The sequence below is a fragment of the Gordonia sihwensis NBRC 108236 genome, from assembly GCF_000333035.1.
Classification (GTDB): domain Bacteria; phylum Actinomycetota; class Actinomycetes; order Mycobacteriales; family Mycobacteriaceae; genus Gordonia; species Gordonia sihwensis.
In genome coordinates this window covers 67,620-90,787 of sequence record NZ_BANU01000013.1, presented here as the reverse complement: position 1 = coordinate 90,787, position 23,168 = coordinate 67,620, and the positions used below count along the sequence as shown (strand labels likewise).

Sequence of the window (23,168 nt, the reverse complement as noted above, 5' to 3'; positions counted from 1 at the left end):
TCAACCGGTCTCGCCGGATGCGGCCCGGCTCATATCCGAGACCGTGCGGCACCGACCCGGCACACAGGAGGCGAGCGTGAACGACGAGAGCATTCCGTCCCGATCCGAGCTCACCCGGCGGCGTCTGCTCGACGCCGCATTGGAGGCCTTCGCCGAACGCGGCTTCCACGGCACCACGACGCGCGACATCGCGTCGGCCGCCGGCATGAGTCCGGCGGCGGTGTACGTCCACTACCGCAGCAAGGAAGACTTGCTCTTCGAGCTCTCGCACACCGGCCACCAGGCCACCCTCGCGACCGTCGAGCAGGCCGACGACCCCGGTGCGGACCCGGCAGAGCGGCTCGCCTCGGTGATACGCGCATTCGCCGAGTGGCACGCGAGGGGACACACCAGCGCACGGATCGTGAACTACGAACTCACGAGCCTGACTCCCGAACACCGCCGCGAGATCGTCGAACTCCGCCGCGAGATCACTCGGCGCGTGCGGGCGATCGTCGACGCCGGGATCGCCTCGGGCGCATTCGACGTCGACGATCCCCACACGACCACCAACTCGCTCCTGTCGATGGGGATCGACATCGCTCGCTGGTACTCCGAGTCCGGCCCGCTCGACCCGAGCCGGCTCGGCGACTTCTACGCGGGCATCGCCCTCCGCGTGGTCGGCGCCGCTCCGGTGCGCGCCGATCGGCCCGATCCGTAGTCCGAATGAATTGATTTGCGACACACCGAGGCCAACCGGGAACATTCAGGGGCCGGTATTCGTCTGACAGAGTGAAGGACGACGAACCGATTCGCGGTTCGCCGGCTATGGGACGGAGGACGACATGAGCGACATCGCCACGACCGCACCCGCGAGGACGCCGCTGACTGCCGCAGACCGCTGCGATCGCTGCAGCGCCGCTGCCAAGGTGCGCGCCACCCTGCCGACCGGTGGAGAGCTGCTCTTCTGCCTCCACCACTACAACGATCACGAGGCCCGCCTCGTCGAGATCGGGGCGGTGGTCGGCTGACCGCCGCGCCGGTCACGGCCGGCTGACTCCAGGCTCGAAGCCCTGCGAACCTACCAGGTTCGCAGGGCTTTGATCCTTTCGCGCAACTGTTCGGCGGTCGCCATCGCCGTCGGCGGACCGCCCAGGCGAGTGCGCAGCTCGTTGTGGACCTGGCCGTGCGGCTTGCCCGTCCGGTGGTGATGGAGCGCGACGAGGGTGTTCAGCTCCTTTCGCAGGGCGTGCAAGTTCTCCCCCGTCTGCCGTTCAGCGGCGTTCGGAGCGGCCTGCGCCTGAGCGTCATCGGCGGGACGCGCCTTGGCCGCGGCCGACCGTCGTGTCACCTGGTCGGCCTGCCGCTGCTGCAGCAGCGTTCGCACCTGGTCGGCGTCCAGCAGTCCGGGAAGTCCCAGATAGTCCGACTCCTCGTCGGAACCGACGAGTGTCGTGGTGCCGAACGAGGAACCGTCGTAGATCACCTGATCCAGTTCGGCGTCGGCGTGCAGTGATTCGAAGGTCTTCTCGTCCTCGCCCGGCTCGTCCTCGCGCTTGTTGGCCTGAGCCAGGAGCCCGTCCTCGAGTCCGTCCGACTCGCGATGCGGCTTGCCCAGCACGTGATCGCGCTGCGCCTCGAGCTTGCTCGCCAGGTCGAGCAGCACCGGCACGGAGGGCAGGAAGACGCTCGCCGTCTCCCCCGGGCGCCGCGACCGCACGAATCGGCCGATCGCCTGCGCGAAGTACAGCGGGGTCGACGCATTGGTCGCGTACACCCCGACCGCCAGCCGCGGCACGTCGACGCCTTCGGACACCATGCGCACCGCGACCATCCACTCGTCCTGACTCGCCGAGAACTCGGCGATCCGCGAGGACGACTTCGGATCGTCGGACAGGATCAGCGCGGGCTTCTTGCCGGTCATCGACAGCAGCAGCTCGGCGTAGTCGCGTGCGGTCTGCTGGTCGGTCGCGATCACCAGTCCGCCCGCGTCCGGCACACCCGAGTCCCGCAGCTTCATCAGCCGGCGGTGGGCTGCCGAGAGGACCGCGGGGATCCAGTCGCCGTGGGGGTCGAGCGCGGTGCGCCAGGCGCGCGAGGTCTGCTCGGCCGAGAGCGGCTCACCGAGCCGGGCGGTGAACTCCTCACCCGCGCTGGTCCGCCAGCTCGCCTGACCGGAGTATGCGAGGAAGACCACCGGCCGGACCACGCCGTCGCGCAGGGCGTCGGCGTAGCCGTAGGAGTGATCGGCCTTCGAGCGCTGCCCACCGCCCGGCTCCGGTTCGTAGGTCACGAACGGGATCGGGGAATCGTCCGAGCGGAACGGTGTTCCGGTCAGCGACAGCCGTCGTTCCGCATCGCTGAACGCCTCCCGGATCCCGTCGCCCCACGATTTCGCGTCGCCGCCGTGGTGGATCTCGTCGAGAATCACCAGCGTCCGGTACTGCTCGGTGCGGACGCGGTGGCGGGACGGGTGCGCCGCCACCTGTGCGTACGTCAGGACCACACCGTCGAAGTCCGAGCTGGTCGACCCCGTCGAGTTGGAGAAGTTCGAGTCCAGCGCGATGCCGACGCGCGCGGCCGACTGTGCCCACTGGTGCTTGAGATGCTCGGTCGGCGCGACGACGGTGATCCGTTCCACGGTCCGGTCGGCCAGCAGTTCCGAGGCCACGCGCAGCCCGAAGGTCGTCTTTCCGGCACCCGGCGTCGCGACGGCGAGGAAGTCCTTCGGCCGTCTGGTCAGGTATTTCGTCAGCGCCCGCCGCTGCCAGGCGCGCAGCGGCGCGCCCGATCCCACGCGCCGAGCAGTCTCACCGTCGACCTCGTCCACCCCGTCACCGATTGTCGTCCCGGACCCGACTTCTGTCTCCGTGCTGGTCACCCTGCTCCTGCACCCTCCTCGCGAGAAAACCTCCACGAGTCTATCCCGGCCGCCGGACATCCTCGCGGTCGCCGCCGCACGCCTGCGCGCCACGCCCGCCGGCGGGGCGCTCGCTCCGGGCGTGGCGCCCATCCGCCATGCTGGTAGGCATCGACACCGAGCACCACGCGCCCACCGACGGCGAGGAGAACGCGAGTCAGGACGACCGGCAGAGCCGGGCGAGCCTGCCCGAAGTGATACGTGGAATCCCTCGTCTGGCGTGGCGGACGACGGTCAAGTCCTGGGACGACTCGATCATCGGCTGGGCCGCGCAGGCGGCGTTCTGGCAGGCTCTGTCGCTCCCCCCGCTACTGCTCGGCGTACTGGGCAGCCTCGGATACATCGCCGACTGGTTCGGCCCCGACACCGTGCAGATCATCACGGAGCGCATCATCTCGTTCTCCGAACACGCCTTCACACCGAACGTGGTCGACGACCTCATCGCTCCGACCGTCGAGAACGTCCTCGGGCGGGGCCGAGTGGCGATCATGTCGGTGAGCTTCGTGATGTCGCTGTGGGCGGGATCGTCGGCGATGTCGTGCTTCGTCTCCTCGATCGTGCACGCACACGGACAGCACGAGATCCGCCACCCGGTGTGGCAACGCATCTTCGCGCTGCTCATCTACATGGTCTTCCTGGTCTCCGGCGTCCTGGTGCTGCCGCTGGTGGCACTGGGGCCGACGTATCTGCACCAGATCCTGCCCGACGCGTGGGATCCAGCGATCTCCGATCTGGTCGACTGGGGCTACTTCCCGTTCGTGGGGGTGCTGTTGATCGGCGCGCTGGTGACGCTGTACCGGTTCGCGCTGCCGCATCCGGCGCCCTGGCACCGGCTGCTGCCGGGCGCCCTGTTCGCGGGTGTCTTCTTCTGGGTCGCGACGTACGTCCTGCGCTTCTACCTGACCGCGCTCACCCGCGCCGGCTACACCTACGGCGCCCTCGCGACGCCGATCGCGTTCCTCCTGTTCACCTTCTTCCTCGGCTTCGCGATCGTCGTAGGAGCCGAGTTGAACGCCTCGATCGAGGAACTGTGGCCGGCGCCGCGCGGCGGCGGGGTGGTGCGCAACTGGGTCACCAGCCAGACCACCGAACTGACCGACACACTGCGCAATCGCGCACTGAACGGCCGCGGGTCGGGCGACGGCCGGGACAGAGACGACGGCCGGGACGGGGACGATCCCGACGGACCCGCCCCGACCGCCCGCTGAGAATCGGTTACTTCTTCATCTTCTGGTAGATCTTCTTGCACTTCTCGCAGACCGGCGAGCCGGGTTTCGCGGACTTGGTGACCGGGAAGACCTCACCGCACAGGGCGACCACGTGAGTACCCATGACCGCGCTCTCGGCGATCTTGTCCTTCTTCACATAGTGGAAGACTTTCGGAGTGTCATCGTCCTCCTCAGTGCGTTCATCGATGTCCGGGCGTTCGATCGTCTGAGTAGCCATGACTCCATTGTGGACCACTGTGCAACCATGGAGGTATGGCGGAACGACGAGGACGCGATGGTGACGGCGACAGCTTCCTGATCACCAGCGCTGAACCCGACCGCGACGCCGTCTTCCGCGCCCGCAAGCGCCGCTATTTCCTGATGATGTCGATCCGCATCCCCGCACTGATCATCGCGTCGATCGTGTACGGCGTCACGCAGAACGGCTGGATCGCACTGGCGATCATCGTCGCGTCCATCCCGATTCCGTGGATCGCCGTCCTCAAGGCCAACGACCGGGAACCCCGCAAGCACGGCGAGGTCCCGATGTATCACTACGGCAGCACCCGCACCGTGCAGCCGGAGATCGCGCCCGAGCCGCATCGCGATCGCTACGACGACCGGTCGCACCGGATCATCGAATCCGAGGTGGAGGGACGTCCCGATCCCGAGCGCCCGGAACGCGAGTAGGGCTCAGCCCACCGCGCGTTCGTCGCGTCCGCCGCCGATACGGTCGCCGTCCACTCGGTCGCCGTCCACGCCGTCGGCCAGCCAGGTCGCGACCGCATCGTCGACCGGCATCTCCAGCGCCGCGCACAGCCCGACGACGGTCCCGAAACTCGGGCTCGGCATCCGGCCGGACTCGAGCTTGCGCAATGTCTCCGGCGAGATCCCGGCTGCGGCCGCCACCCGCACGGGATCGCGGTCGGCCCGTGCGGAGCGGAAGAGGACTCCGAGGCGTCTGCCTGCGGCGAGTTGCTCGGGAGTCAACGGGAGACGAACCATACCCGCAGCTTAGCGGTATTCGAATACCGCGGGGCTGCTACAGTGTCGGTATTTAAATACCAACGCTGGGAGATGACGATGATGGAGCTCAAAACGCCGGATGAGATCGGGAAGATGGCGGTCACCGGCGCGTTCGTCGCCGAGGTCCTCACCGACCTCTCACGTCTCGCGCGCCCGGGCGTCGACGTGATGGATCTGGAACATCACGCACGACGGCTGATCGCCGATCGCGGCGCGGTCAGTTGCTATTGGGACTACTCCCCCTCCTTCGGCCGAGGACCGTTCCGCAACGTCGTCTGCCTGTCCGTGAACGACGCCGTGCTGCACGGCCTGCCCGCCCCGCACGTCCTCGCACGCGGCGATCTCCTGACCATGGATTTCGCCGTCTCGATCGATGGCTGGACTGCAGATTCGGCGATCACCGTTCAAGTCGGCTTCGACGACGACGTCGCGTCCCGCACCGACGATCCCGACGCACGACTGATCGACTCCACTCGCCGTGCTCTCGAGGCCGGCATCGCGGCCGCCCTTCCCGGAGGCCGACTCGGCGACATCTCCGCCGCCATCGGCGCCGTCGCCGCCGCCGACGGCTACCGCGTGAACACCGACTTCGGCGGCCACGGTCTCGGCCGCACCATGCACGAGGATCCACATGTCCCGAACGTCGGACGCGCCGGCCGCGGCCTCCGATTGAAGCCCGGAATGGTACTGGCTCTCGAACCGTGGTGGGCTGCGGGAACCGACGAGATCGTCTACGACGCCGACGGCTGGACGATCCGCTCGGCCGACGGGAGCAACACCGCGCACTCCGAGCACACCGTGGCGATTACCGAGGACGGACCGACCGTCCTCACCGCTCGCTGACAGCCGCCGTGTCCACAGTGTCTGCAGTCTCCACAGTGTCCGCAGTCTCGACAGTGCCTGCAGTCTCCACCGTCGCTGCAGTCTCGACCGTCCACGCCGACATTCGGCTGACGGCGCGAGCGGCGTCGGGCAGCCGAGAACGCAGCAGGTCCGCGAGTTCGCCGGGCCCGAAGCTCGCGACGACGGTCAACTCCACGTCGCGATCGTGGGCGACGTCGAGCAGTGCCGCCCACCGGGCGAGCGCGTCGGGGCCGGCGACGCACTCGTCGGGCATCGTCACCCGCCAGCGCGGAAAGCGCTCGGCCAGCGACAGGTAGTCCGATACATGGGCGGGGACCTCGCACAACTCGCCGAACCCGAACTCCACCGTCCCCTCTTCGTCCATCTCTTCGCCGGAGGGGACCGGGCGGCCGCCCCCGGCGCGTCGCACGGATCCCGCACCGCAGATCGTCCAACGCCCCCGACGGAAGCCGCCGGCGGCGAGGACGACCGCCGCACCCGCCTCCCGCAGATCGCGGCCGTCGTCCAGGGTCGCGACGGTGAAGATGTCTTCGATCGTCGCGATGGTCGGCTCGAATGCAGAGTGGAACAACGGGTTCGGCATCAGCTCGGCGGGCGCGCGATTCGAGGTCACGATGATACGGATCCGGCGGCGGTGCAACTCACGCAGCACTCGGTCGAGCAGCACTCCGTCGGCCGGGTCGTGGACGGTGAACTCGTCCAGGCAGACCGCCCGCGCCGAACCGACCAGTGCGGACACGCTCGGGGCGAGCCCGCCGGTCGCACCGATACCGTCGTGCAGATCCCGGAAGAACTCGTGCAGATGCCATCGGCGCGCACCGAGTGCCGCGATCACGGCGTCGACGAGCCAACTCTTACCGCGGCCGGGCGGACCGTGGAGGTAGACGTTCTCCTCACCGGACAGCAACCGCAGCACGGCGAGTTGTCCATCGGTGAGACGCAGCCCTTCCCGTGCCGCGCGCTGATGCACTGCCGCACGGACCGCGGCGCGGCGCTCCCGGTCCGCACGCATCGCTCGCTGCTCTCGCCACTTCCACATAACGAACACTCTATGTTCGTAGAGGGTGATTCAATGAGTGCCGTGCCCGATCTCACTCCCAGGACCGATCGCCGTGAGGCGATCTGCGAGGCCGCGCTCGACCTCGCCGCCGCCGGCGGCAACCGCGCGGTGACCCACTCGGCCGTCGACCGGACTCTCGACCTGCCCAAGGGATCGACGTCCTACTACTTCCGCACCCGTGCAGCACTCCTCGGCGGCGCGATCGCGCATCTGACCCGGACCTCGCGCGCCGCCTTCCACCGCGTGTCGGCGACCGCCGAGTCGTCGGGCACGTCACCGGGCACGGTCATCGCCGACTATCTTCACCATCTGACCGGCGTGCGGATGCGCGATGTGCGTGCCCGTTACGCCCTCGCCCCGGACGCCGCCGAAGCCGGCACGGCGACGGCGCTGAGCGAGTGCCTCTTCTCCCGGTCCGCAGCCATCGCGCTCTTCGCCGCCCGTTCCCGTGTCTCTCGCGAGCGGGGTGCGGACGATCTGGCCGAGGATCTGATGGTGTTCTGCGAGGGCGTCACGGCTCTCGCCTACTTCTCCGGCACGGTGCGCGATGCGCGGGAACTTCGGGATGCGATCGGTCGTTACTTTCCTGACCTGGTCCAATGAGCCGATTCCACCGCGCAGCGGTAGACTAAGCAACTTCTCAGCAACCACGGGGAACCTTTCCGGCACCCGCGACGTTGGACCTGGTGAACGCACTGATGAAACGCATCTCCAGGAGGTCGCATGGCTCACTCGACGATTGCCCGCCCGTCCGAAGCTCGTTCCACCCGTACTCGCCCGGCTCTCACCGAGCAGGATCTGGATGCGCAGTCACCCTCGGCCGACCTCGTCCGCGTCTACCTCAACGGCATCGGCCGCACCGCTCTGCTGACCGCTGAGCAGGAGGTCGACCTGTCCAAGGCCATCGAGGCCGGGCTGTATGCGAAGCATCTCCTGGCCACCAAGAAGCGCCTCAGCCCGGCAAAGAAGCGCGATTACGCCATTCTCGTCCGCGAGGGCGAACAGGCTCGCGCGCATCTGCTCGAGGCGAACCTGCGCCTGGTGGTCTCCCTGGCCAAGCGCTACACCGGCCGGGGCATGCCGCTGCTCGACCTCATCCAGGAGGGCAACCTCGGTCTGATCCGCGCCGTCGAGAAGTTCGACTACGCGAAGGGCTACAAGTTCTCGACCTACGCGACCTGGTGGATCCGCCAGGCGATCAGCCGCGGCATGGCTGATCAGAGCCGCACCATCCGCCTGCCCGTCCACCTCGTGGAGCAGGTCAACAAGCTGGCCCGTATCCGCCGCGAACTGCACCAGCAGCTCGGCCGGGAGGCCACCGACGAGGAACTGGCCCTGGAATCGGGCATCCCGGCTGAGAAGATCGCCGATCTGATGGACCACAGCCGCGATCCGGTGAGCCTGGACATGCCCGTCGGCAACGACGAGGAGGCGCCGCTCGGCGACTTCATCGAGGACGCCGAGGCCACCTCGGCCGAGACCGTCGTCATCGCGAACCTCCTGCACTCCGACATCCGCTCGGTGCTCTCGACGCTCGACGAGCGGGAAATGCAGGTCATCACGATGCGGTACGGCCTCGAAGACGGTCAGCCGCGCACGCTCGACCAGATCGGCCGCGCCTTCGGGCTCTCGCGCGAGCGTGTCCGCCAGATCGAGCGCGAGGTCATGACCAAGCTGCGTCAGGGCGACCGCGCCGAGAAGCTCCGCGCTTACGCGAGCTGATCCGATGAGGGACCGCGCCGCGGTCCCGCCCCAGACCGGCGGCTGCGGTCGATGATCCCCCGAGTCAACCCAGCCGCCTCGGCCCGGTGTCCGCGAGTGTGGGCACCGGGCCGACATCTATGTGCGACCCCAGGACCGAGATCCCGTCGGGCGAGGCGAGGATCGGGTCGAGCGTGAGCTCGCGGATCTCGGGGACGTCGTCGATCAGCGCCGACACCCGCTGCAGCAACTCCACCAGCGCGTCCGGATCGGTGTGGTCCTCGGCCAGCAGCGTCCGGACACTCGGCTCGTCGACCAGTTCCCTGGCATCGTGCTCAGTCAGCGGGATCGACCGGAAGCTCCGGTCACCGAGCGCCTCGAACAGTCGTCCGGAGAGGCCGAACGACATCAGCGGACCGAACGACGGACTGTCGGAGACGCGGAGGTACATCCCGACGCCTTTCGGCGCCATCCGCTGCACCTGGAGCGACGAGTCGCCGGTGAGGGTCTGCAGTTCGTTGAACGCGGTGATGACCGCGGTCGCGTCGGACAGGTCCAGCCGGGCGCCCTCCCGGTCCACCCGACCGACCCAGGCCGGCGAGGTGGACTTCACCACGACCGGGAATCCCAGCTCACGCGCCGCCGCAGACGCCTCGTGCATCGTCCGGACGTCCCGGAACGGAACCACTTCGATGCCGAAGTGCCCGAGCACGTACGACCCCTCGCGCGGAGTGAGCGAGCGCGGGCCGTCGGCCATCGCCTCTCGCACGAAGCTGCGCGCGTCCTCCGGCCGCGAATCCGGGATGGGTGCGGGCGCGGCGGCCGGCCGCGACCGCCACCGGGAGTAGCGCCACGCCTGCGCCAGCGCGCTCGCAGCGCGCTCGGGCGTCGGGTACGACGGGATCGACCCGCGCACGGGCAGCCCGTCCGGTCCGGTGCGCGACAGACCGGGCGGAACACCCTCCACCGCGAGGAAGGTCGTCACGACCGGTTTGGTCGGAACGTCGCCTCCGTCGGCCGGGCGGGTCGCTTCCAGCAGGCCCAACGCGTAGTCGGACGAGTCGACGGCCACCGGCGGGACGAACACCACGATCACCGCGTCGATCGCGTCGTCGTTCATCGCCTCGGCGACGGCGGCCGACAGTGCGTCGTGTGTCACGGCCGGCCCCAGATCCACGATCGAGACCACTTCGAGGCCCGAGCTGCGGGCGGTGTTGGCAGCCAGGGACGCGATGACCGACGAGTTTCCGAGGATGGCCGTCCGGGGACCGTCGGGCAGCGGCTGGTAGGCCAGCACGGTAGCGGAGTCGAAGAGCTCCGCGATCGTCTCGACCTGGATCACCCCGGCCTGTTCCAGCACCATCTGTGCCACGCGGTCGTCGCGCACCGGACCGGTGCGCTGGGCGTGTACCGGCGACATCGCCCCGCTGCCCGACTTGATCGCGACGATCGGCTTCTTGGACGCCACCCGGCGAGCGATCCGCCCGAACTTGCGCGGATTGCCGAAGCTCTCCAGGTACAGCAGCACCACGTCTGTGTCGTCGTCGGTGTCCCAGTACTGAAGCACGTCGTTCCCGGACACATCGGCGCGGTTGCCCGCGGAGACGAACGTCGACAGGCCGAGCCGGCGGTGGGCGGCGGTGTCGAGGATCGCGATGCCGAGCGCACCGGACTGGCAGAAGAATCCGACGCGGCCCGCCCCCGGAATGCGGGGAGCCAATGACGCGTTCAGCGCGATGTCGGGATGGTTGTTGACCACGCCGAGCGCATTGGGCCCCACCAGGCGCATTCCGTGGGCGCGGACCTGTTCGGCGAGCCGCTTCTCGTTCTCCAGCCCGGCCTCGCCTTTCTCACCGAAGCCCGCCGACACCACCACCAGGGTCCGCACGCCTTTGGCGAGACAGTCGTCGAGCACTTGGTCTATGCGGGCGGCAGGCACCGCGATGACGGCCAGATCCACCGGGTCGGGGATGTCGCGCACCGTCGAATAGGAGCGGATCCCGCGCACCGACGGCGGTGCGGTGCGCGGCGGTCGTCCGGGACCGCGGCGCGGCTGAGCGTCGTCCGGTTCGGACGCCACCGCCGAACCGTTCACCGGGAACACCGGCCCGGTGAAGCCGGCCGCGAGCACATTCGCCAGCAACACGTTGCCGACCTTCTTGGGGTCGGCGGAGGCACCGATGACGGCCACCGACGAAGGACGCAGCAGATTCGCGATGCTGCGTGCCTCCGAGGCACGCTCGCGGGCGTTGCGCACCGCCGTCAGCGCCTCGGTGGGATCGATCAGGAACTCGACGTGCACGGTGCTGCCGTCGAAGGCCCGGCTGATCTGATATCCCGCATCACGAAAGACGGCCACCATGTTGGGGTTCTCCGACAGCACCTCCGCCTCGAACCGGGTGAAGCCGTTCTCCGCCGCCGCACCCGCCAGGTGCTCGAGCAGGATCGGACCCAACCCACGGCCCTGGTGATCGTCGGCGACCACGAAGGCCACCTCGGCGGACGTCGGTTTACCGTCCGCCGCGAGCCCCTCGTACAGCCCCATCGCGATCACCCGGTCGCCGAGGAAGGCCAGCAGGGCGACGCGGTTGCGGTAGTCCACCGTCGTCATGCGCACCACTTCACGCGGCGGGAGCGTCGGCGTCGGACCGAAGTACCGCATGTAGCGGGTGCGTTCGCTGAGACCGTTGTGGAACTCGACGAGCAGGTCGGCGTCGGCGGGCATGATGGGCCGGATGTGAACCACGCCTCCGTCCGAGGCGAGGACGTCGGCGCTCCACTGCCGCGGGTACTCGCGCGGGAGCGCGTCCTCGGTCGTCGGCGTGTCCTCCGTATCGCTCGCGGTGTCCGTCGATCCGGTGTCGGGCGTGTCAGTCACGAGGATCCTCCGGGTCCAGGCCGTGCAGCGGGAACACCGCTCGGCGGGTGGCGATGATGGCTTTGTCGGTCTGCCGCTGGGCGGTCTCCGAGACGCCGTCGGGTGGTTCTGCGCTGCCGTCGCCGTCCCAGCGGACGAAGTCGGTGACGCCGCCGTCTCCCATCGTGGCCTCCGGCGGCCGCGCGTAGTCGGGGTGAACCGTCTTCGCCAGATCCTGCGCGCCGGCGAGCCAGTCGTCCCCGATGCGGGTCTGCGCGGGCACGTCGCGATCGAGCGCCGCGCCGATCAGATGCGTCCAGCTGCGCGGGACCACGTTGATCACGCCGTATCCCCCGCCGCCGACGGCCAGCCAGCGTCCCTCGCAGTACCGGTCGGCGAGTTCGCGCAACGCCCGGACCGCGGCGGCGTGGCCGTCGACGGTCAGTGCCAGGTCGGTGAGCGGGTCGTCGCGGTGGCTGTCGACACCGATCTGCGTCACCAGGATCTGCGGCTTGAACGCCTCCACCATCGACGGAACGACGGCGTGAAAGGCGCGCAGCCACAACGAGTCCGGCAGCCCGGGCATCAGTCCGACGTTCACCGCGGTGCCCGTGGCCGGTCCCTCGCCCACTTCGGTGGCCCAGCCGGTGCCGGGCCACAGCGTCGCGGGGTGCTGATGCAGCGACACCGTCATCACCCGCGGGTCGCCGATGAACTCGGCCTGCACGCCGTCTCCGTGGTGCGCGTCGACGTCGATGTAGGCGATCCGGTCGTAGCCGTGCTCGAGCAGCCAGCGGATCGCGATCGAACAGTCGTTGTAGATGCAGAAGCCGGCGGCGTGGCCCTTCATCGCGTGATGCATGCCGCCGCCGATGTTGACCGCTCGGCGCACACTTCCGGACGCGATCGCCGCGGCCGCGGCCACCGAGCCGCCGACCAGCATCGCTCCCGCATCGTGCATGCCCTCGAAGATCGGGTTGTCCGCGCTGCCGAGGCCGAAGAGACGCTCGAGGACCGGGCCGTTGAGCGAGGCGGTGCCGTAGCTGACGGCCCGGACCGCGTCGACGTAACCCTGCGTGTGGACGGTGGTCAGGAGCCCGTCGTCCACCGGCAGCGGCTCGATCGTGTCCACGTCGTCGAGCACACCGAGGCTGCGCGCCAGCGACATCGTGAGGGCGAGGCGCACCGGACTCATCGGGTGGGTGTAGGCCCACTTGTACTCCATGAAGTGCTCGCTCCAGATGATCGCCGCACTCATCGCCTCGCCTCTTTTCGCATCACCCTGTCACGCTAACGGTTTCACGCCACTCGGGGACTGCATCAGGTGCCCCTGACGCCCTGCCTTACAGGTAACCTGAACTGAGGCGAAAGGACTGAGGCTTCGTGAACGATCTTGTCGATACCACAGAGATGTATCTGCGGACGATCTACGACCTTGAGGAGGAGGGGATCATCCCGCTGCGCGCTCGCATCGCCGAGCGCCTGGAACAGAGTGGACCGACGGTCTCGCAGACGGTGGCCCGCATGGAGCGCGACGGGCTCCTGCGCGTCGCGGGCGATCGGCATCTCGAACTCACGGACAAGGGCCGCAATCTGGCCATCTCAGTGATGCGCAAGCACCGATTGGCCGAGCGGCTGCTGGTGGACGTGATCGGTCTGCCGTGGGACGAGGTGCACGACGAGGCCTGCCGCTGGGAACACGTGATGAGCGAGAACGTCGAGCGGCGCATCGTCGAGGTCCTCGACAACCCGACGACGTCGCCGTACGGCAATCCGATTCCCGGGCTGGAGCAGCTCGGGGTCGAGGCCAGTGCGCGCGAGGACACCTCGGTGCGGCTCGTCGACCTCCCTCAGGGCGAGAGCACCGTCGTGATCACGCGTATGTCCGAGCACGCGCAGGCCGACCCGGAGTTGATCTCCGAGCTGCGGCAGGCCGGCGTGGTGCCGAACGCACGCGTGTCGGTGAACGTGACACCCCGTGCGGTCATCATCAACACTCCCGGACACGAGGGGCTGACGCTGTCCTCGGAGATCTCGCACGCGATCTTCGTCAACAAGACCTGATCACCGCACGGTCAGCCGGCCGGCTCGTGCACCGGGGCGGGCAGAGGGCCGCCGAGGCTCTCGGCGATCTCGTATGCGAGTTCGGCGAGTCCGCGCAGTTCCCTCGGTCGCATGCCGTTGATCAGTGCGGTGTCGAGCAGGTTCGCGAGATGGTAGTCGGGGTCGGCGTCGTGCGCCACGCCGAACGCCACGCCCGCGTACGCGCCCTCCCCGGCCATGTAGTGCAGATGCCCGAGCAGTGTGGCCGCCGCCGCGCGGGCATGGCCGTCGAGCCGTCTGGTCAGGGTGCGCCACAGATCCTCCGCCGCGCCGCGCTGTTCGGTGAGCGAGAGTCCGAGCAGCGCGTCGCGCACATGTACCGACACCAGCGCTTCGGCGAGGGTGTTCACGTCCGCGCACGTCAGATCGGTGTCGCCGGCGCTGAAACGGGCCAGCGTTCCCAGCGCGAATGCGAGCCCCTGCGCGTCGACGCGGCCGGGTTCGTGCCGCACCGGAACCGGTGACACGCCGCGGCAGCCCGCCCGGGCGCAGTGCGGTTCCGGCGACAGCAGCGCAAGCATCTCCGACCGCCGCGCCAGAATCCGTCTGCCGGAGTGGACCGCGCGCTCCAGCGCGGTCGGCGAGGCGTTGGGGTCCGACAGCACTCCGGTGGCCGGCACCGCCGCGGTGAACGGATAGGGCGCCGCTCGGCCCCCGGCCGGTCGCCACACGGTGTGCCACCGGCTGCCCGAGGCGGCCTGTGCCATCGCGAACGCCGCGGACAGTCCGCCCGCGGGGCCGAAGCCCTTGTTCGCAGCCGCCGCGACGGCGCGGTAGCGGTCGTCGTCGGGCGGGTAGCGGTCGTCGACGATCACCGCGACGGTGCCGATGGCCCCGTAGGAGGCCGCGAGCGTCCCCAACCGGATGAACAGTTGCCGCATGCCGGCGGACGGCGAACCGTTCTTGGTCAGGCACAGATCGTGCCGCATGGTCGCCACGACAGTGCGGTCGGCACCGAACACCAGCAGCACGATCGACTGTTCGGGCACGAAGCCGAGCAGTCCCGGGACCGCGGCGAGCAACTTGTCGGGATCGGAGCGACCGTCGGTGTGGCCGCCTGCGGGAATGCTGAGTGAATTGGTCATGCACCCACGCTGGCCTCGACGCGGCCGGCCGGGAAGACCCCGCCGGCCGATGTTGACCGACAAGGCGTCGATGCACAGATCGACCTGGGCGTTCGCCCGTCGGTAGTGCGTCAGCCGCCGAACGCGCGTGTCCGTGCGGCGTCGAACAGCGTGCGAGTGGCGCCCAGTTCCTCGGCGCCGAGATCGTCGCCGCCCGGACGCCGATTCTGCACGTAGACGCGGATGTCCCCCTGCTGCGCCACGAACTCGGTCACCGAACTCGTCGGCGGCGGCGCGGGCTGATCGGCCGGTCCCATTCGGATGCGGCGCTCGAGCCGGACTCCGGGAACACCGCCGTCGACGGGAGTGACCTCGGTCGCTACCGACGTGCCGACCGTTCCGCCGAGAGCGAACTCCCCGCACCGGCGAGCCCGCGCGACGAAGTCGTCGAAGCTGTCGGTGGCGCGCACCACCATCGTGGTCAGCGTCCCCTGCGCGGGCCCTCCCGGCCCCACGAGCACCCTCGCCGTCGGCGCATCCACCGGCGCCGGAGTGCAGTCGGCCGGGGTGTTCTCACCGCGGAGCGGACGGAACGTGATGTCCGCCAGGATGCCCGGGACCTGGGCGGACGGGACCGGCTGCCCGGGGCCGTAGGGGAATGCCGAACTCGGTACCGACTTCGACGAGAGGTCCAGTGACGGGACTGCCTCTCCCGTCACGGCGCACGCCGACGCCGCCCCGGCCACCATCAACACGGCAGCCACAGACTTCACTCCAGCAACAAGTCGCACACCACCACTGTGCCATCCGCGCGGCCGCGACACGGGAATGACCCGCCGCGGAGCCGTGTTGAACGCGATGAGTCCCGTACGGGACAATGAGATGTCACATTCGAAGGGAGAGACCATGGACGAGCGGCAGGACGACCCCCGCAAGCTCTACGATCTCGAGTTCCCGGCTCCCGCCGTGTACGGCGCCGACGGCGACGGACCGGTGCTGATCCACGCCCTCGAGGGCTACGCCGACGCCGGACACGCCGTCGCGCTGGCCGCGACGCACCTGCGCGAGGCCCTCGACTCCGAACTGGTCGCGACGTTCAACACCGACGAGTTGATCGACTACCGGTCGCGGCGGCCGATGATCTCCTTCAGCGGTGTGGAGTTCGACGGGATCGACATGCACAAGCTCACCGTCCACGCGGTGCGCGACAACGCCGGGGTTCCGTTCCTGCTGTTGGACGGACCCGAGCCCGACCTGCGCTGGGAGCAGTTCACCACCGCGATCACCGCACTCGCCGAGCGGTTCGGCGTCTCGCAGGTGGTCGGTCTGAACTCGATCCCGATGGCGGTTCCGCACACGCGGCCTGCCTCGATCACCGCGCACGGCAACGATTCGGACGCTCTCGGCGACCTGAACCGCTGGGGCAACCCGATGAAGCTGCCCGCCAGCGCGTCGATGCTCCTCGAACTGCGGCTCGGCCAGGCCGGCTACCGCACCGCGGGCCTGTCCGCGCACGTTCCGCACTACCTGGCGCAGGCCAACTATCCCGGCGCGTCCGCCGCACTGATCCAGGCGATCGGAAAGGTCGCCGGTCTCGATCTGCCGGTCGCGGCGCTCGAGAACGCCGCGGAGCAGATGCGCGAGCAGATCGACGGCGAGGTGGCCTCCAATGCGGAGGTCGCGGCCGTCGTCACGTCGCTGGAGAACCAGTACGACGCCTACATGCGCGCGAAGAACGAGCAGGCCTCGCTGCTGGCCGCCGACCAGGACGTCCCCTCGGGCGACGAACTGGGTGCGGAGTTCGAGCGGTTCCTGGCCGAACACGCCGCGGAGTTCGACGGACTCGGCGACGGCGCCTTCCCGGAGCCGGACGACGAGAGCGACACCGGACCCGACGACACACAAGGACGTGATCCGAGCTGACGACGCCGGCCACGGAACCGAGCGACACCGTTCCGCTGACGCCCACCACTGACGAAGATCTCGCATTCGAGAGGTTCACGACGTGGTGGGCGTCTCGCGGGCTCGACCTGTACCCGCATCAGGAGGAGGCGCTCCTCGAGCTCGTCTCGGGCAGCAACGTGATCCTGGCGACGCCGACCGGATCGGGCAAGTCGCTCGTCGCCTCCGGCGCCATCTATTTCGCGCTCTGCCGGGGGCGGCGCGCGTATTACACAGCGCCGATCAAAGCCCTGGTCAGCGAGAAGTTCTTCGATCTGTGCGATCAGTTCGGTGCCGCCAATGTCGGTCTGCTCACCGGCGACGCGTCGGTCAACGCCGACGCGCCGATCGTGTGCGCGACCGCCGAGATCGTCGCCAACATCGCCCTGCGCGACGGCGCCGGATCCGACGTCGGCGTCCTGGTGGCCGACGAATTCCACTATTACGGCGAGTCCGACCGCGGCTGGGCCTGGCAGGTCCCCCTGATCGAACTGCCGGATCCGTCGCCCGAGACCGCTGTCGACCGGCAGCCGCAGTTCCTGCTGATGTCGGCGACGCTGGGCAGCATGGACTTCTTCGTCGACGACCTCACTCGCCGCACCGGCCGCACCACCGTGCCGGTGACCGGTGCGCAGCGGCCCGTGCCACTGCAGTACCGATACGCGATCACCCCGATCCACGAGACGATCGCCGAGCTGATCGACGCCGGCCGGGCGCCGGTCTACGTGGTTCATTTCACGCAGCAGCAGGCCGTCGAACGCGCCCAGGCGCTGCTGTCGGTGAAGATCTGTGACAAGGAGGAGAAGGCGGCCATCGCCGAGGCGATCGGCGACTTCCGGTTCCAGACCGGCTTCGGTGGCACCCTGTCGAAACTCCTGCGGTCGGGCATCGGCGTGCATCACGCGGGCATGCTCCCCCGCTACCGGCGGCTCGTCGAACGGCTGGCGCAGGCCGGCCTGCTGAAGGTGGTCGCCGGAACCGACACCCTCGGCGTGGGCATCAACGTACCGATCCGCACCGTGCTGTTCGCGGGCCTGACCAAGTACGACGGCCACCGGGTGCGCCGGCTGCGAGCGCGGGAGTTCCACCAGATCGCCGGCCGTGCCGGCCGGGCGGGTTTCGACACCGTCGGCTACGTGGTGGCCCAGGCACCCGAACACGACGTCGAGAACGCGCGCGCCGTGGCGAAGGCGGGCGACGACCCCAAGAAGCTGCGGAAGGTGGTGCGCCGCAAAGCCCCCGAGGGGTTCGTCAGCTGGGGCGAGAAGACCTTCGAAACGCTGATCGACGCTCCCGACGAAGAGTTGAAGTCGCATTTCCGGATGACCACCGCGATGCTGATGGAAGTGCTCGAACGGCCCGGCGACTGCTTCGCGGCGCTGCGGCATCTGCTCGAGACCAACCACGAACCGCGCTCGCGGCAACTGCGCCACATCAAGCACACCATCGCGCTGTACCGCGACCTGTGCGAGACCGGGATCGTGACGAAGCTCGACCGGCCCGCGGCGGACGGGAAGCACGTGGAACTCTCCATCGACCTGCCGGAGAACTTCGCCCTCACCAATCCGCTCTCGGCGTTCGCGGTCGCCGCGTTCGAACTCCTCGACACCGATTCGGACACCTACGCGCTCGATGTGATCTCGATACTCGAATGCACCCTCGACGATCCGCGCCCCGTGCTCGTCGCGCAGCGCAAGCAGGCGCGCGACGCCGCCGTCGCCGAGATGAAGGCCGACGGGATCGAGTACGAGGAGCGCATGGAGCGACTCGAGCAGATCACGTGGCCGCAGCCGCTCGCCGAGGAGATCGGTTTCGCATACGAGACCTATCGCCGGGGCCATCCCTGGCTGGCGAACACTCCCCCGTCGCCCAAATCCGTCCTGCGGTACATGCGGGAGCGGTCGATGACCTTCACCGAGCTCATCTCCGACCTAGGGCTCGCGCGCAGCGAGGGCGTCGTCCTGCGGTACCTGACCGACTGCTACCGCGCACTGAACAGCGGGTTGCCGATGTCGGCGGTCACCGACGAGATCGAGGACATCACCGACGAACTCGGCGATCTGATCCGCGACGTCGACTCCAGCCTCATCGACGAGTGGGAGCAGCTCACCGCTCAGGTGTGAGGTCGACGGCGGTGCCGTCGGTGCCGCCGGACCGCGTGCCCGCCGGGGTCACCGCGCCTCCGTCGGCCACCAGTTCGGCGATGTCGGCGGCCAGCGCGCGGTAGGCCTCGCCCCGGCCCGACGACTCCCGGTACACGAGGCCGATCGTGCGGCCGGGCCGCGGACGCGCGAACTCGGCCGTGGCGAGTCCGCCCGCCGCGGTCTCGACGGCCACCGCGGTCTGCGGGATCAGCGTCACTCCCAGACCGCCTTCGACACACTGCACGGCGGTCGTGAGCGACGCGGCCCGCGTCTGACGCAGATCGGGTGAGACGCCGGCGAGCTGACACACTTCGAGAGCCTGGTCGCGCAGGCAGTGTCCTTCGTCGAGCAGCAGCAGCGGAAGATCCTCCAGCATCTTCGGCGACAGCCGCTTCCGTCCGGCGAGCGGATGTCCTTGCGGCAGCGCGAGGACGAAGTCCTCGGCGTACATCGGGATCTCGCCGATCCCCGGTGCGCCGGCGGGCAGGGCGAGGACCGCCGCATCGAGGGCTCCGTCGCGCAATTGTCCGAGCAGACGGTCGGTCTGATCCTCCACCACCAGCAGATCGAGCGCCGGTCGGCGCTCGGCGAGCCCGTGCAGCACCCGGGGCAGGATGTAGGGCGCGATCGTCGGGATCAATCCCAACCGGAGAGTCCCCGACAGCGGGTCGAGGTCGCCGGCGGCATCGAGCAGGAAGTCGTCGACGGCGTCGCACACCGCGATCGCCGACCCGAGCAGCCGGCGGCCCTCCGCCGTCAGCATCACCCGCCGGGTGGTCCGTTCGACGAGCCGGAGTCCGAGCCCCGCCTCCAGTCCGGCCAGCGCCTGTGACAGCGAGGGCTGACTGACCCCGAGTTCGGCTGCGGCGGAGCCGAAGTGCAAGTGCTTCGCCACGGACACGAACGCCCTCAGTGCGGTGATGGGCGGCTGATAACTTTGATCGGTCATGCCTATCAATATAGTGACTACTATCGCATTTGCTTTTCACTGGGTTTCGGGCAGAATGGACTCCAGGCGGGAAACCGACCGTTTCTCCGCCGGAATCTTCTCTCCCGCAACATGAATCCGAATTGAAGGAGTACACACATGGCTCTGCTCACCATCGGCGACCAGTTCCCGGCCTACAACCTCACCGCCGTCATCGGCGGCGACCTCTCGAAGGTCGACGCGCAGCAGCCGGACGACTACTTCACCACGGTCACCAGCGACGACCACGCGGGCAAGTGGCGCGTCGTCTTCTTCTGGCCGAAGGACTTCACCTTCGTCTGCCCCACCGAGATCGCCGCCTTCGGCAAGCTGAACGACGAGTTCGCCGACCGCGACACCCAGGTGCTCGGCGCCTCGATCGACTCGGAGTTCGTCCACTTCCAGTGGCGCGCCCAGCACGAGGACCTCAAGACCCTCCCCTTCCCGATGCTCTCGGACCTCAAGCGCGAGCTGGTCGAGGCCACCGGCGTCCTCAACGCCGACGGCGTCGCCGATCGCGCCACCTTCATCATCGACCCGAACAACGAGATCCAGTTCGTGTCGGTCACCGCGGGCTCGGTCGGCCGCAACGTCGACGAGGTCCTGCGCGTGCTCGACGCCCTGCAGTCCGACGAGCTGTGCGCCTGCAACTGGCGCAAGGGCGACCCGACCATCAACGCGGGCGAGCTCATGAGCGCGGGCGTCTGATTCCGGCCGTTCCCGGATCTCCCACGCCACCTCACACTCGAAGGGATCGAGCGATATGAGCATCGACAACCTGAAGAACGCACTCCCCGAGTACGCCAAGGATCTCAAGCTGAACCTCTCCTCGATCAGCCGCACCACGGTGCTGAACGAGGAGCAGCTGTGGGGCACGCTGCTGGCCACCGCCGCGGCGACCCGCAACGCCACCGTGCTGCGTGAGATCGCCGACGAAGCCGCCGACAACCTGTCGGCGGAGGCGTACAACGCCGCCCTCGGCGCCGCCTCGATCATGGGCATGAACAACGTGTTCTACCGCGGCCGCGGCTTCCTCGACGGCAAGTACGACGACCTGCGTCCCGGTCTGCGGATGAACATCATCGGCAACCCGGGCGTGGACAAGGTGAACTTCGAGCTCTGGTCGCTGGCGGTGTCGGCGATCAACGGCTGCGAGCACTGCGTCGGCGCGCACGAGAACGTCGTCCGTGAGGGCGGGCAGGACCGCGAGGTCGTGTTCGAGGCCCTCAAGGCCGCGTCGATCGTGGCCGGCGTCGGCCAGGCGATCACCTCCGCCGAGGCACTCGCCGCCGCGGGAGTCTGACGGACTGCCGCCCGCACCACTGCGGGCCACATGCGGGCAGGCCCCGAGCGCGTGAACTTCACGTGCTCGGGGCCTGCCGTCATTTCAGGTGGGCAACCGCCGTCTGACGTCAGTCAGTCGGTCAGGCGGCGGCCACCTCCTCAGTCCTGAAATTCACCATTTCTCGGACCACCTCCTTCCCTGTTGACGAGCAGAACGCTACGCCGATGCCCGGAGCGGCCGCAACGGGTTTTCCGGGGAGGCTTCGGGGTATCGATGTGGTGGCCGTCGATATCGGTGGCTACAGCTCCCGCACGGCTTTCGCCACCCGATCGGCGAGCTCCCCCACCTCGTCCGCGGTCATGATGAACGCCGGCGAGATCTGCAGTGCGCCCTGACCGGCCACCCGGCCGCTGACACCGTGCTCGCGCAGCTTCGTCACGGCGGCCGCTCCCTTCGACGGGTCGGCGAGCTGTACCGCCGTCACTGCTCCCAGACCGGTGCGGACCTCGCCGACCTGAGACAGCTCCGCGAGCGGCGCGAACGCCGCGGCGAGGTCGGACTCGAGACGGCTCGCCGTCTCGAGCAGTCCCTCGCGCTCGATGATGTCGAGGTTCACCAGTGCGGCCGCTGCCGCTGCGGCGTGGCCGCCGTAGGTGTATCCGTGGCGCCACCACGTGCCGCCGGCGAAGAACGGCGCCGCCACCCGCGGCGCGACCACCAATGCGCCCATCGGCACATACCCGCTGGTGAGTCCCTTGGCCGTGGTCATCATGTCGGGATCGAGACCGAATCGGGAGGAGGCGAACCACTCCCGGGCCCCGATACGGCCGAACCCGGTGACCACCTCGTCGGCGATGAACAGCACGTCGTGGTCGCGGCAGATCTCGCGGACTTCGCGCAGGTAGCCCTCCGGCGGCGGATACACTCCGCCCGCGCCCAGGATCGGCTCGGCGATGAAGGCCGCGATGCGATCGGCTCCGATCCGCTCGACCAGCCCCAGGAGACTCTTCGCGTCATCCCACGCGACGGTCTCGGTGTCGGACATCAACTCGCCGTAGCCCTCGCCGTTGGCGTCTATGCCCGCGAGCGAAGTGCCCGCGACGTGCATCCCGTGATACGCCCGGCTGCGTCCGACGACGATCGTCTTGTCGGGCGCGCCCTGCTCGACCCAGTACCGGCGCGCCAGTTTGACCGCCGACTCGACCGAATCACTGCCGCCAGAGGTGAACAGCACCTTCGAACCCGGTACCGGCGCGATCGCGGCGATGCGCTCGGCGAGTTCGACGGTGATCTCCGACGCCACGTCGCCGAAGTTCGAGTAGTGCGCGAGCGTCGACAGCTGCCGCGCCACCGCGTCGGCCACCTCGGTGCGACCGTGACCGATGTTGGCGAACCACAGACCCGCGGTGGCGTCGATGTATTCCCTGCCGCTGTCGTCGTAGACACGCGTCCCGCGTCCGCGCGTCACGATGAACGGTCCGTCCGCGGTCACCGCACCCATGTCTGCAAAGCCGTGCCAGAGAGAACCCATGCCTTGAATATCGCACTTCACCCCGGGTTGTGCTTCCCTCTCAGCCGGACTCCGCGAGCCGGGCGAGACGGTCGATCGACGACGCCAGCCGTTCGCTCGTCGTCGCCCTGGCGCGGGCTTCGCGCTTGGGGTCGTGCAGTTCCGTCCAGTCGTACGTGTGCACCACACGGGTGCCGTCGGCGTGCTCGAAGAGTTCCCAACGCCAGAGATGGCCGGGCGGATTCTTCCCCACCTCCGACGGCAGCCACGCGATGAGACGTCCCTCGTCGAACTCGACGACGTGATTCTCGCGCACCGCACCGGGTTTGGTGAGCCGCATGGTGAAGACGTCGCCGACGCGGCGCACCCGCCGGCCTCGCTCGGCCGCGGTGAGGTTGTCGTTGCCGTCCCACTCGGGCTGACGGGCGGGGTCCGCGATGAGCTCGAAGATCCGGCTGCGCGGTGCGGCGACGATCCGCTCGGCGGAGACGACGCGTGCGGAGGACTCTGTTCCGGGTGTCATCACCGCATTGTGGCCC

23 protein-coding genes are annotated in these 23,168 nt (G+C 68.8%); 12 read left to right on the top strand and 11 right to left on the bottom strand.

The genetic code is table 11. The features are described from left to right. The first annotated feature begins 76 nt into the window (after positions 1-76). Together GSI01S_RS09365 and GSI01S_RS09360 are read left to right on the top strand one after the other, a co-directional pair. Positions 77-700 (top strand): TetR/AcrR family transcriptional regulator, encoded by a 624-nt coding sequence (locus GSI01S_RS09365; protein WP_006896307.1) that lies wholly within the window; start codon positions 77-79, stop codon positions 698-700. Between the two features lie 124 nt (positions 701-824). Further along, positions 825-1,010, top strand: a complete 186-nt coding sequence (locus GSI01S_RS09360) for a DUF7455 domain-containing protein (protein WP_006896306.1) — start codon at positions 825-827, stop codon at positions 1,008-1,010. A gap of 50 nt (positions 1,011-1,060) precedes the next feature. Here the strand turns inward: GSI01S_RS09360 and GSI01S_RS09355 are convergent, their stop codons facing one another. After that, the gene (locus GSI01S_RS09355) at positions 1,061-2,809 is read right to left on the bottom strand and encodes a DEAD/DEAH box helicase (RefSeq protein ID WP_006896305.1); all 1,749 of its coding nucleotides are present in this window, start codon (positions 2,807-2,809) and stop codon (positions 1,061-1,063) included. Between the two features lie 188 nt (positions 2,810-2,997). Here GSI01S_RS09355 and GSI01S_RS09350 point away from each other — a divergent pair, with 188 nt between their 5' ends. Beyond that, entirely contained in the window at positions 2,998-4,107 is a 1,110-nt protein-coding gene (locus tag GSI01S_RS09350) for a YihY/virulence factor BrkB family protein (protein WP_006896304.1), read from the top strand. Between the two features lie 7 nt (positions 4,108-4,114). Here GSI01S_RS09350 and GSI01S_RS09345 read toward each other — a convergent pair whose 3' ends face one another. Then, on the bottom strand, positions 4,115-4,345 hold the full coding sequence (locus tag GSI01S_RS09345; RefSeq protein ID WP_006896303.1) for a DUF3039 domain-containing protein: 231 nt from the start codon (positions 4,343-4,345) through the stop codon (positions 4,115-4,117). Positions 4,346-4,380: 35 nt separating this feature from the next. Between GSI01S_RS09345 and GSI01S_RS09340 the strand changes: the two genes are divergently transcribed. Next, positions 4,381-4,797, top strand: coding sequence for a DUF3099 domain-containing protein (locus tag GSI01S_RS09340; protein WP_006896302.1), 417 nt, complete (start codon positions 4,381-4,383; stop codon positions 4,795-4,797). A 3-nt stretch (positions 4,798-4,800) separates the two neighbouring features. On the opposite strand, the gene GSI01S_RS09335 is transcribed toward GSI01S_RS09340, so the two are convergent. Beyond that, positions 4,801-5,112, bottom strand: a complete 312-nt coding sequence (locus GSI01S_RS09335) for a helix-turn-helix domain-containing protein (protein ID WP_006896301.1) — start codon at positions 5,110-5,112, stop codon at positions 4,801-4,803. 78 nt (positions 5,113-5,190) lie between these two features. On the opposite strand from GSI01S_RS09335, the gene map reads away from it, so the two are divergent. Then, positions 5,191-5,976, top strand: a complete 786-nt coding sequence (map, locus tag GSI01S_RS09330; RefSeq protein ID WP_006896300.1) for a type I methionyl aminopeptidase — start codon at positions 5,191-5,193, stop codon at positions 5,974-5,976. Here the strand turns inward: map and zapE are convergent. Further along, complete coding sequence (zapE, locus tag GSI01S_RS09325; protein ID WP_233500081.1) at positions 5,963-7,036, bottom strand: AFG1/ZapE family ATPase; 1,074 nt, start codon at positions 7,034-7,036, stop codon at positions 5,963-5,965. The genes map and zapE overlap by 14 nt on opposite strands. 33 nt (positions 7,037-7,069) lie before the next feature. On the opposite strand from zapE, the gene GSI01S_RS09320 reads away from it, so the two are divergent. Together GSI01S_RS09320 and GSI01S_RS09315 are read left to right on the top strand one after the other, a co-directional pair. Continuing rightward, positions 7,070-7,660 (top strand): TetR/AcrR family transcriptional regulator, encoded by a 591-nt coding sequence (locus tag GSI01S_RS09320; RefSeq protein WP_006896298.1) that lies wholly within the window; start codon positions 7,070-7,072, stop codon positions 7,658-7,660. A gap of 120 nt (positions 7,661-7,780) precedes the next feature. Then, positions 7,781-8,779, top strand: coding sequence for a sigma-70 family RNA polymerase sigma factor (locus GSI01S_RS09315; RefSeq protein WP_006896297.1), 999 nt, complete (start codon positions 7,781-7,783; stop codon positions 8,777-8,779). A 64-nt stretch (positions 8,780-8,843) separates the two neighbouring features. Here GSI01S_RS09315 and GSI01S_RS09310 read toward each other — a convergent pair whose 3' ends face one another. Further along, positions 8,844-11,636, bottom strand: coding sequence for a bifunctional acetate--CoA ligase family protein/GNAT family N-acetyltransferase (locus GSI01S_RS09310; protein ID WP_006896296.1), 2,793 nt, complete (start codon positions 11,634-11,636; stop codon positions 8,844-8,846). Next, positions 11,629-12,873, bottom strand: coding sequence for an acetoin utilization protein AcuC (locus GSI01S_RS09305; protein WP_006896295.1), 1,245 nt, complete (start codon positions 12,871-12,873; stop codon positions 11,629-11,631). Before GSI01S_RS09305 ends, GSI01S_RS09310 begins: the two co-directional genes overlap by 8 nt. 125 nt (positions 12,874-12,998) lie before the next feature. Here GSI01S_RS09305 and GSI01S_RS09300 point away from each other — a divergent pair, with 125 nt between their 5' ends. Continuing rightward, on the top strand, positions 12,999-13,679 hold the full coding sequence (locus GSI01S_RS09300) for an iron-dependent transcriptional repressor DtxR (RefSeq protein ID WP_006896294.1): 681 nt from the start codon (positions 12,999-13,001) through the stop codon (positions 13,677-13,679). An 11-nt stretch (positions 13,680-13,690) separates the two neighbouring features. On the opposite strand, the gene GSI01S_RS09295 is transcribed toward GSI01S_RS09300, so the two are convergent. Continuing rightward, on the bottom strand, positions 13,691-14,803 hold the full coding sequence (locus GSI01S_RS09295; RefSeq protein WP_006896293.1) for a DUF4192 domain-containing protein: 1,113 nt from the start codon (positions 14,801-14,803) through the stop codon (positions 13,691-13,693). A 110-nt stretch (positions 14,804-14,913) separates the two neighbouring features. Next, complete coding sequence (locus GSI01S_RS09290) at positions 14,914-15,546, bottom strand: hypothetical protein (protein ID WP_006896292.1); 633 nt, start codon at positions 15,544-15,546, stop codon at positions 14,914-14,916. A 142-nt stretch (positions 15,547-15,688) separates the two neighbouring features. Between GSI01S_RS09290 and GSI01S_RS09285 the strand changes: the two genes are divergently transcribed. After that, entirely contained in the window at positions 15,689-16,705 is a 1,017-nt protein-coding gene (locus GSI01S_RS09285) for a proteasome assembly chaperone family protein (RefSeq protein WP_006896291.1), read from the top strand. Continuing rightward, complete coding sequence (locus GSI01S_RS09280; RefSeq protein WP_039867356.1) at positions 16,702-18,846, top strand: DEAD/DEAH box helicase; 2,145 nt, start codon at positions 16,702-16,704, stop codon at positions 18,844-18,846. Before GSI01S_RS09285 ends, GSI01S_RS09280 begins: the two co-directional genes overlap by 4 nt. Here GSI01S_RS09280 and GSI01S_RS09275 read toward each other — a convergent pair. Beyond that, positions 18,830-19,816 (bottom strand): hydrogen peroxide-inducible genes activator, encoded by a 987-nt coding sequence (locus GSI01S_RS09275; RefSeq protein WP_039867354.1) that lies wholly within the window; start codon positions 19,814-19,816, stop codon positions 18,830-18,832. The genes GSI01S_RS09280 and GSI01S_RS09275 overlap by 17 nt on opposite strands. A 138-nt stretch (positions 19,817-19,954) precedes the next feature. On the opposite strand from GSI01S_RS09275, the gene GSI01S_RS09270 reads away from it, so the two are divergent. Both GSI01S_RS09270 and ahpD read left to right on the top strand, forming a co-directional pair. Beyond that, positions 19,955-20,542, top strand: coding sequence for a peroxiredoxin (locus tag GSI01S_RS09270; protein ID WP_006896288.1), 588 nt, complete (start codon positions 19,955-19,957; stop codon positions 20,540-20,542). Between the two features lie 55 nt (positions 20,543-20,597). Beyond that, on the top strand, positions 20,598-21,137 hold the full coding sequence (ahpD, locus tag GSI01S_RS09265; protein WP_006896287.1) for an alkylhydroperoxidase, AhpD family: 540 nt from the start codon (positions 20,598-20,600) through the stop codon (positions 21,135-21,137). Positions 21,138-21,417: 280 nt separating this feature from the next. On the opposite strand, the gene GSI01S_RS09260 is transcribed toward ahpD, so the two are convergent. Both GSI01S_RS09260 and GSI01S_RS09255 read right to left on the bottom strand, forming a co-directional pair. Beyond that, the gene (locus GSI01S_RS09260) at positions 21,418-22,650 is read right to left on the bottom strand and encodes an aminotransferase family protein (protein ID WP_006896286.1); all 1,233 of its coding nucleotides are present in this window, start codon (positions 22,648-22,650) and stop codon (positions 21,418-21,420) included. 40 nt (positions 22,651-22,690) lie between these two features. Then, positions 22,691-23,152 (bottom strand): SRPBCC family protein, encoded by a 462-nt coding sequence (locus GSI01S_RS09255; RefSeq protein ID WP_039867352.1) that lies wholly within the window; start codon positions 23,150-23,152, stop codon positions 22,691-22,693. Positions 23,153-23,168: the final 16 nt, after the last annotated feature.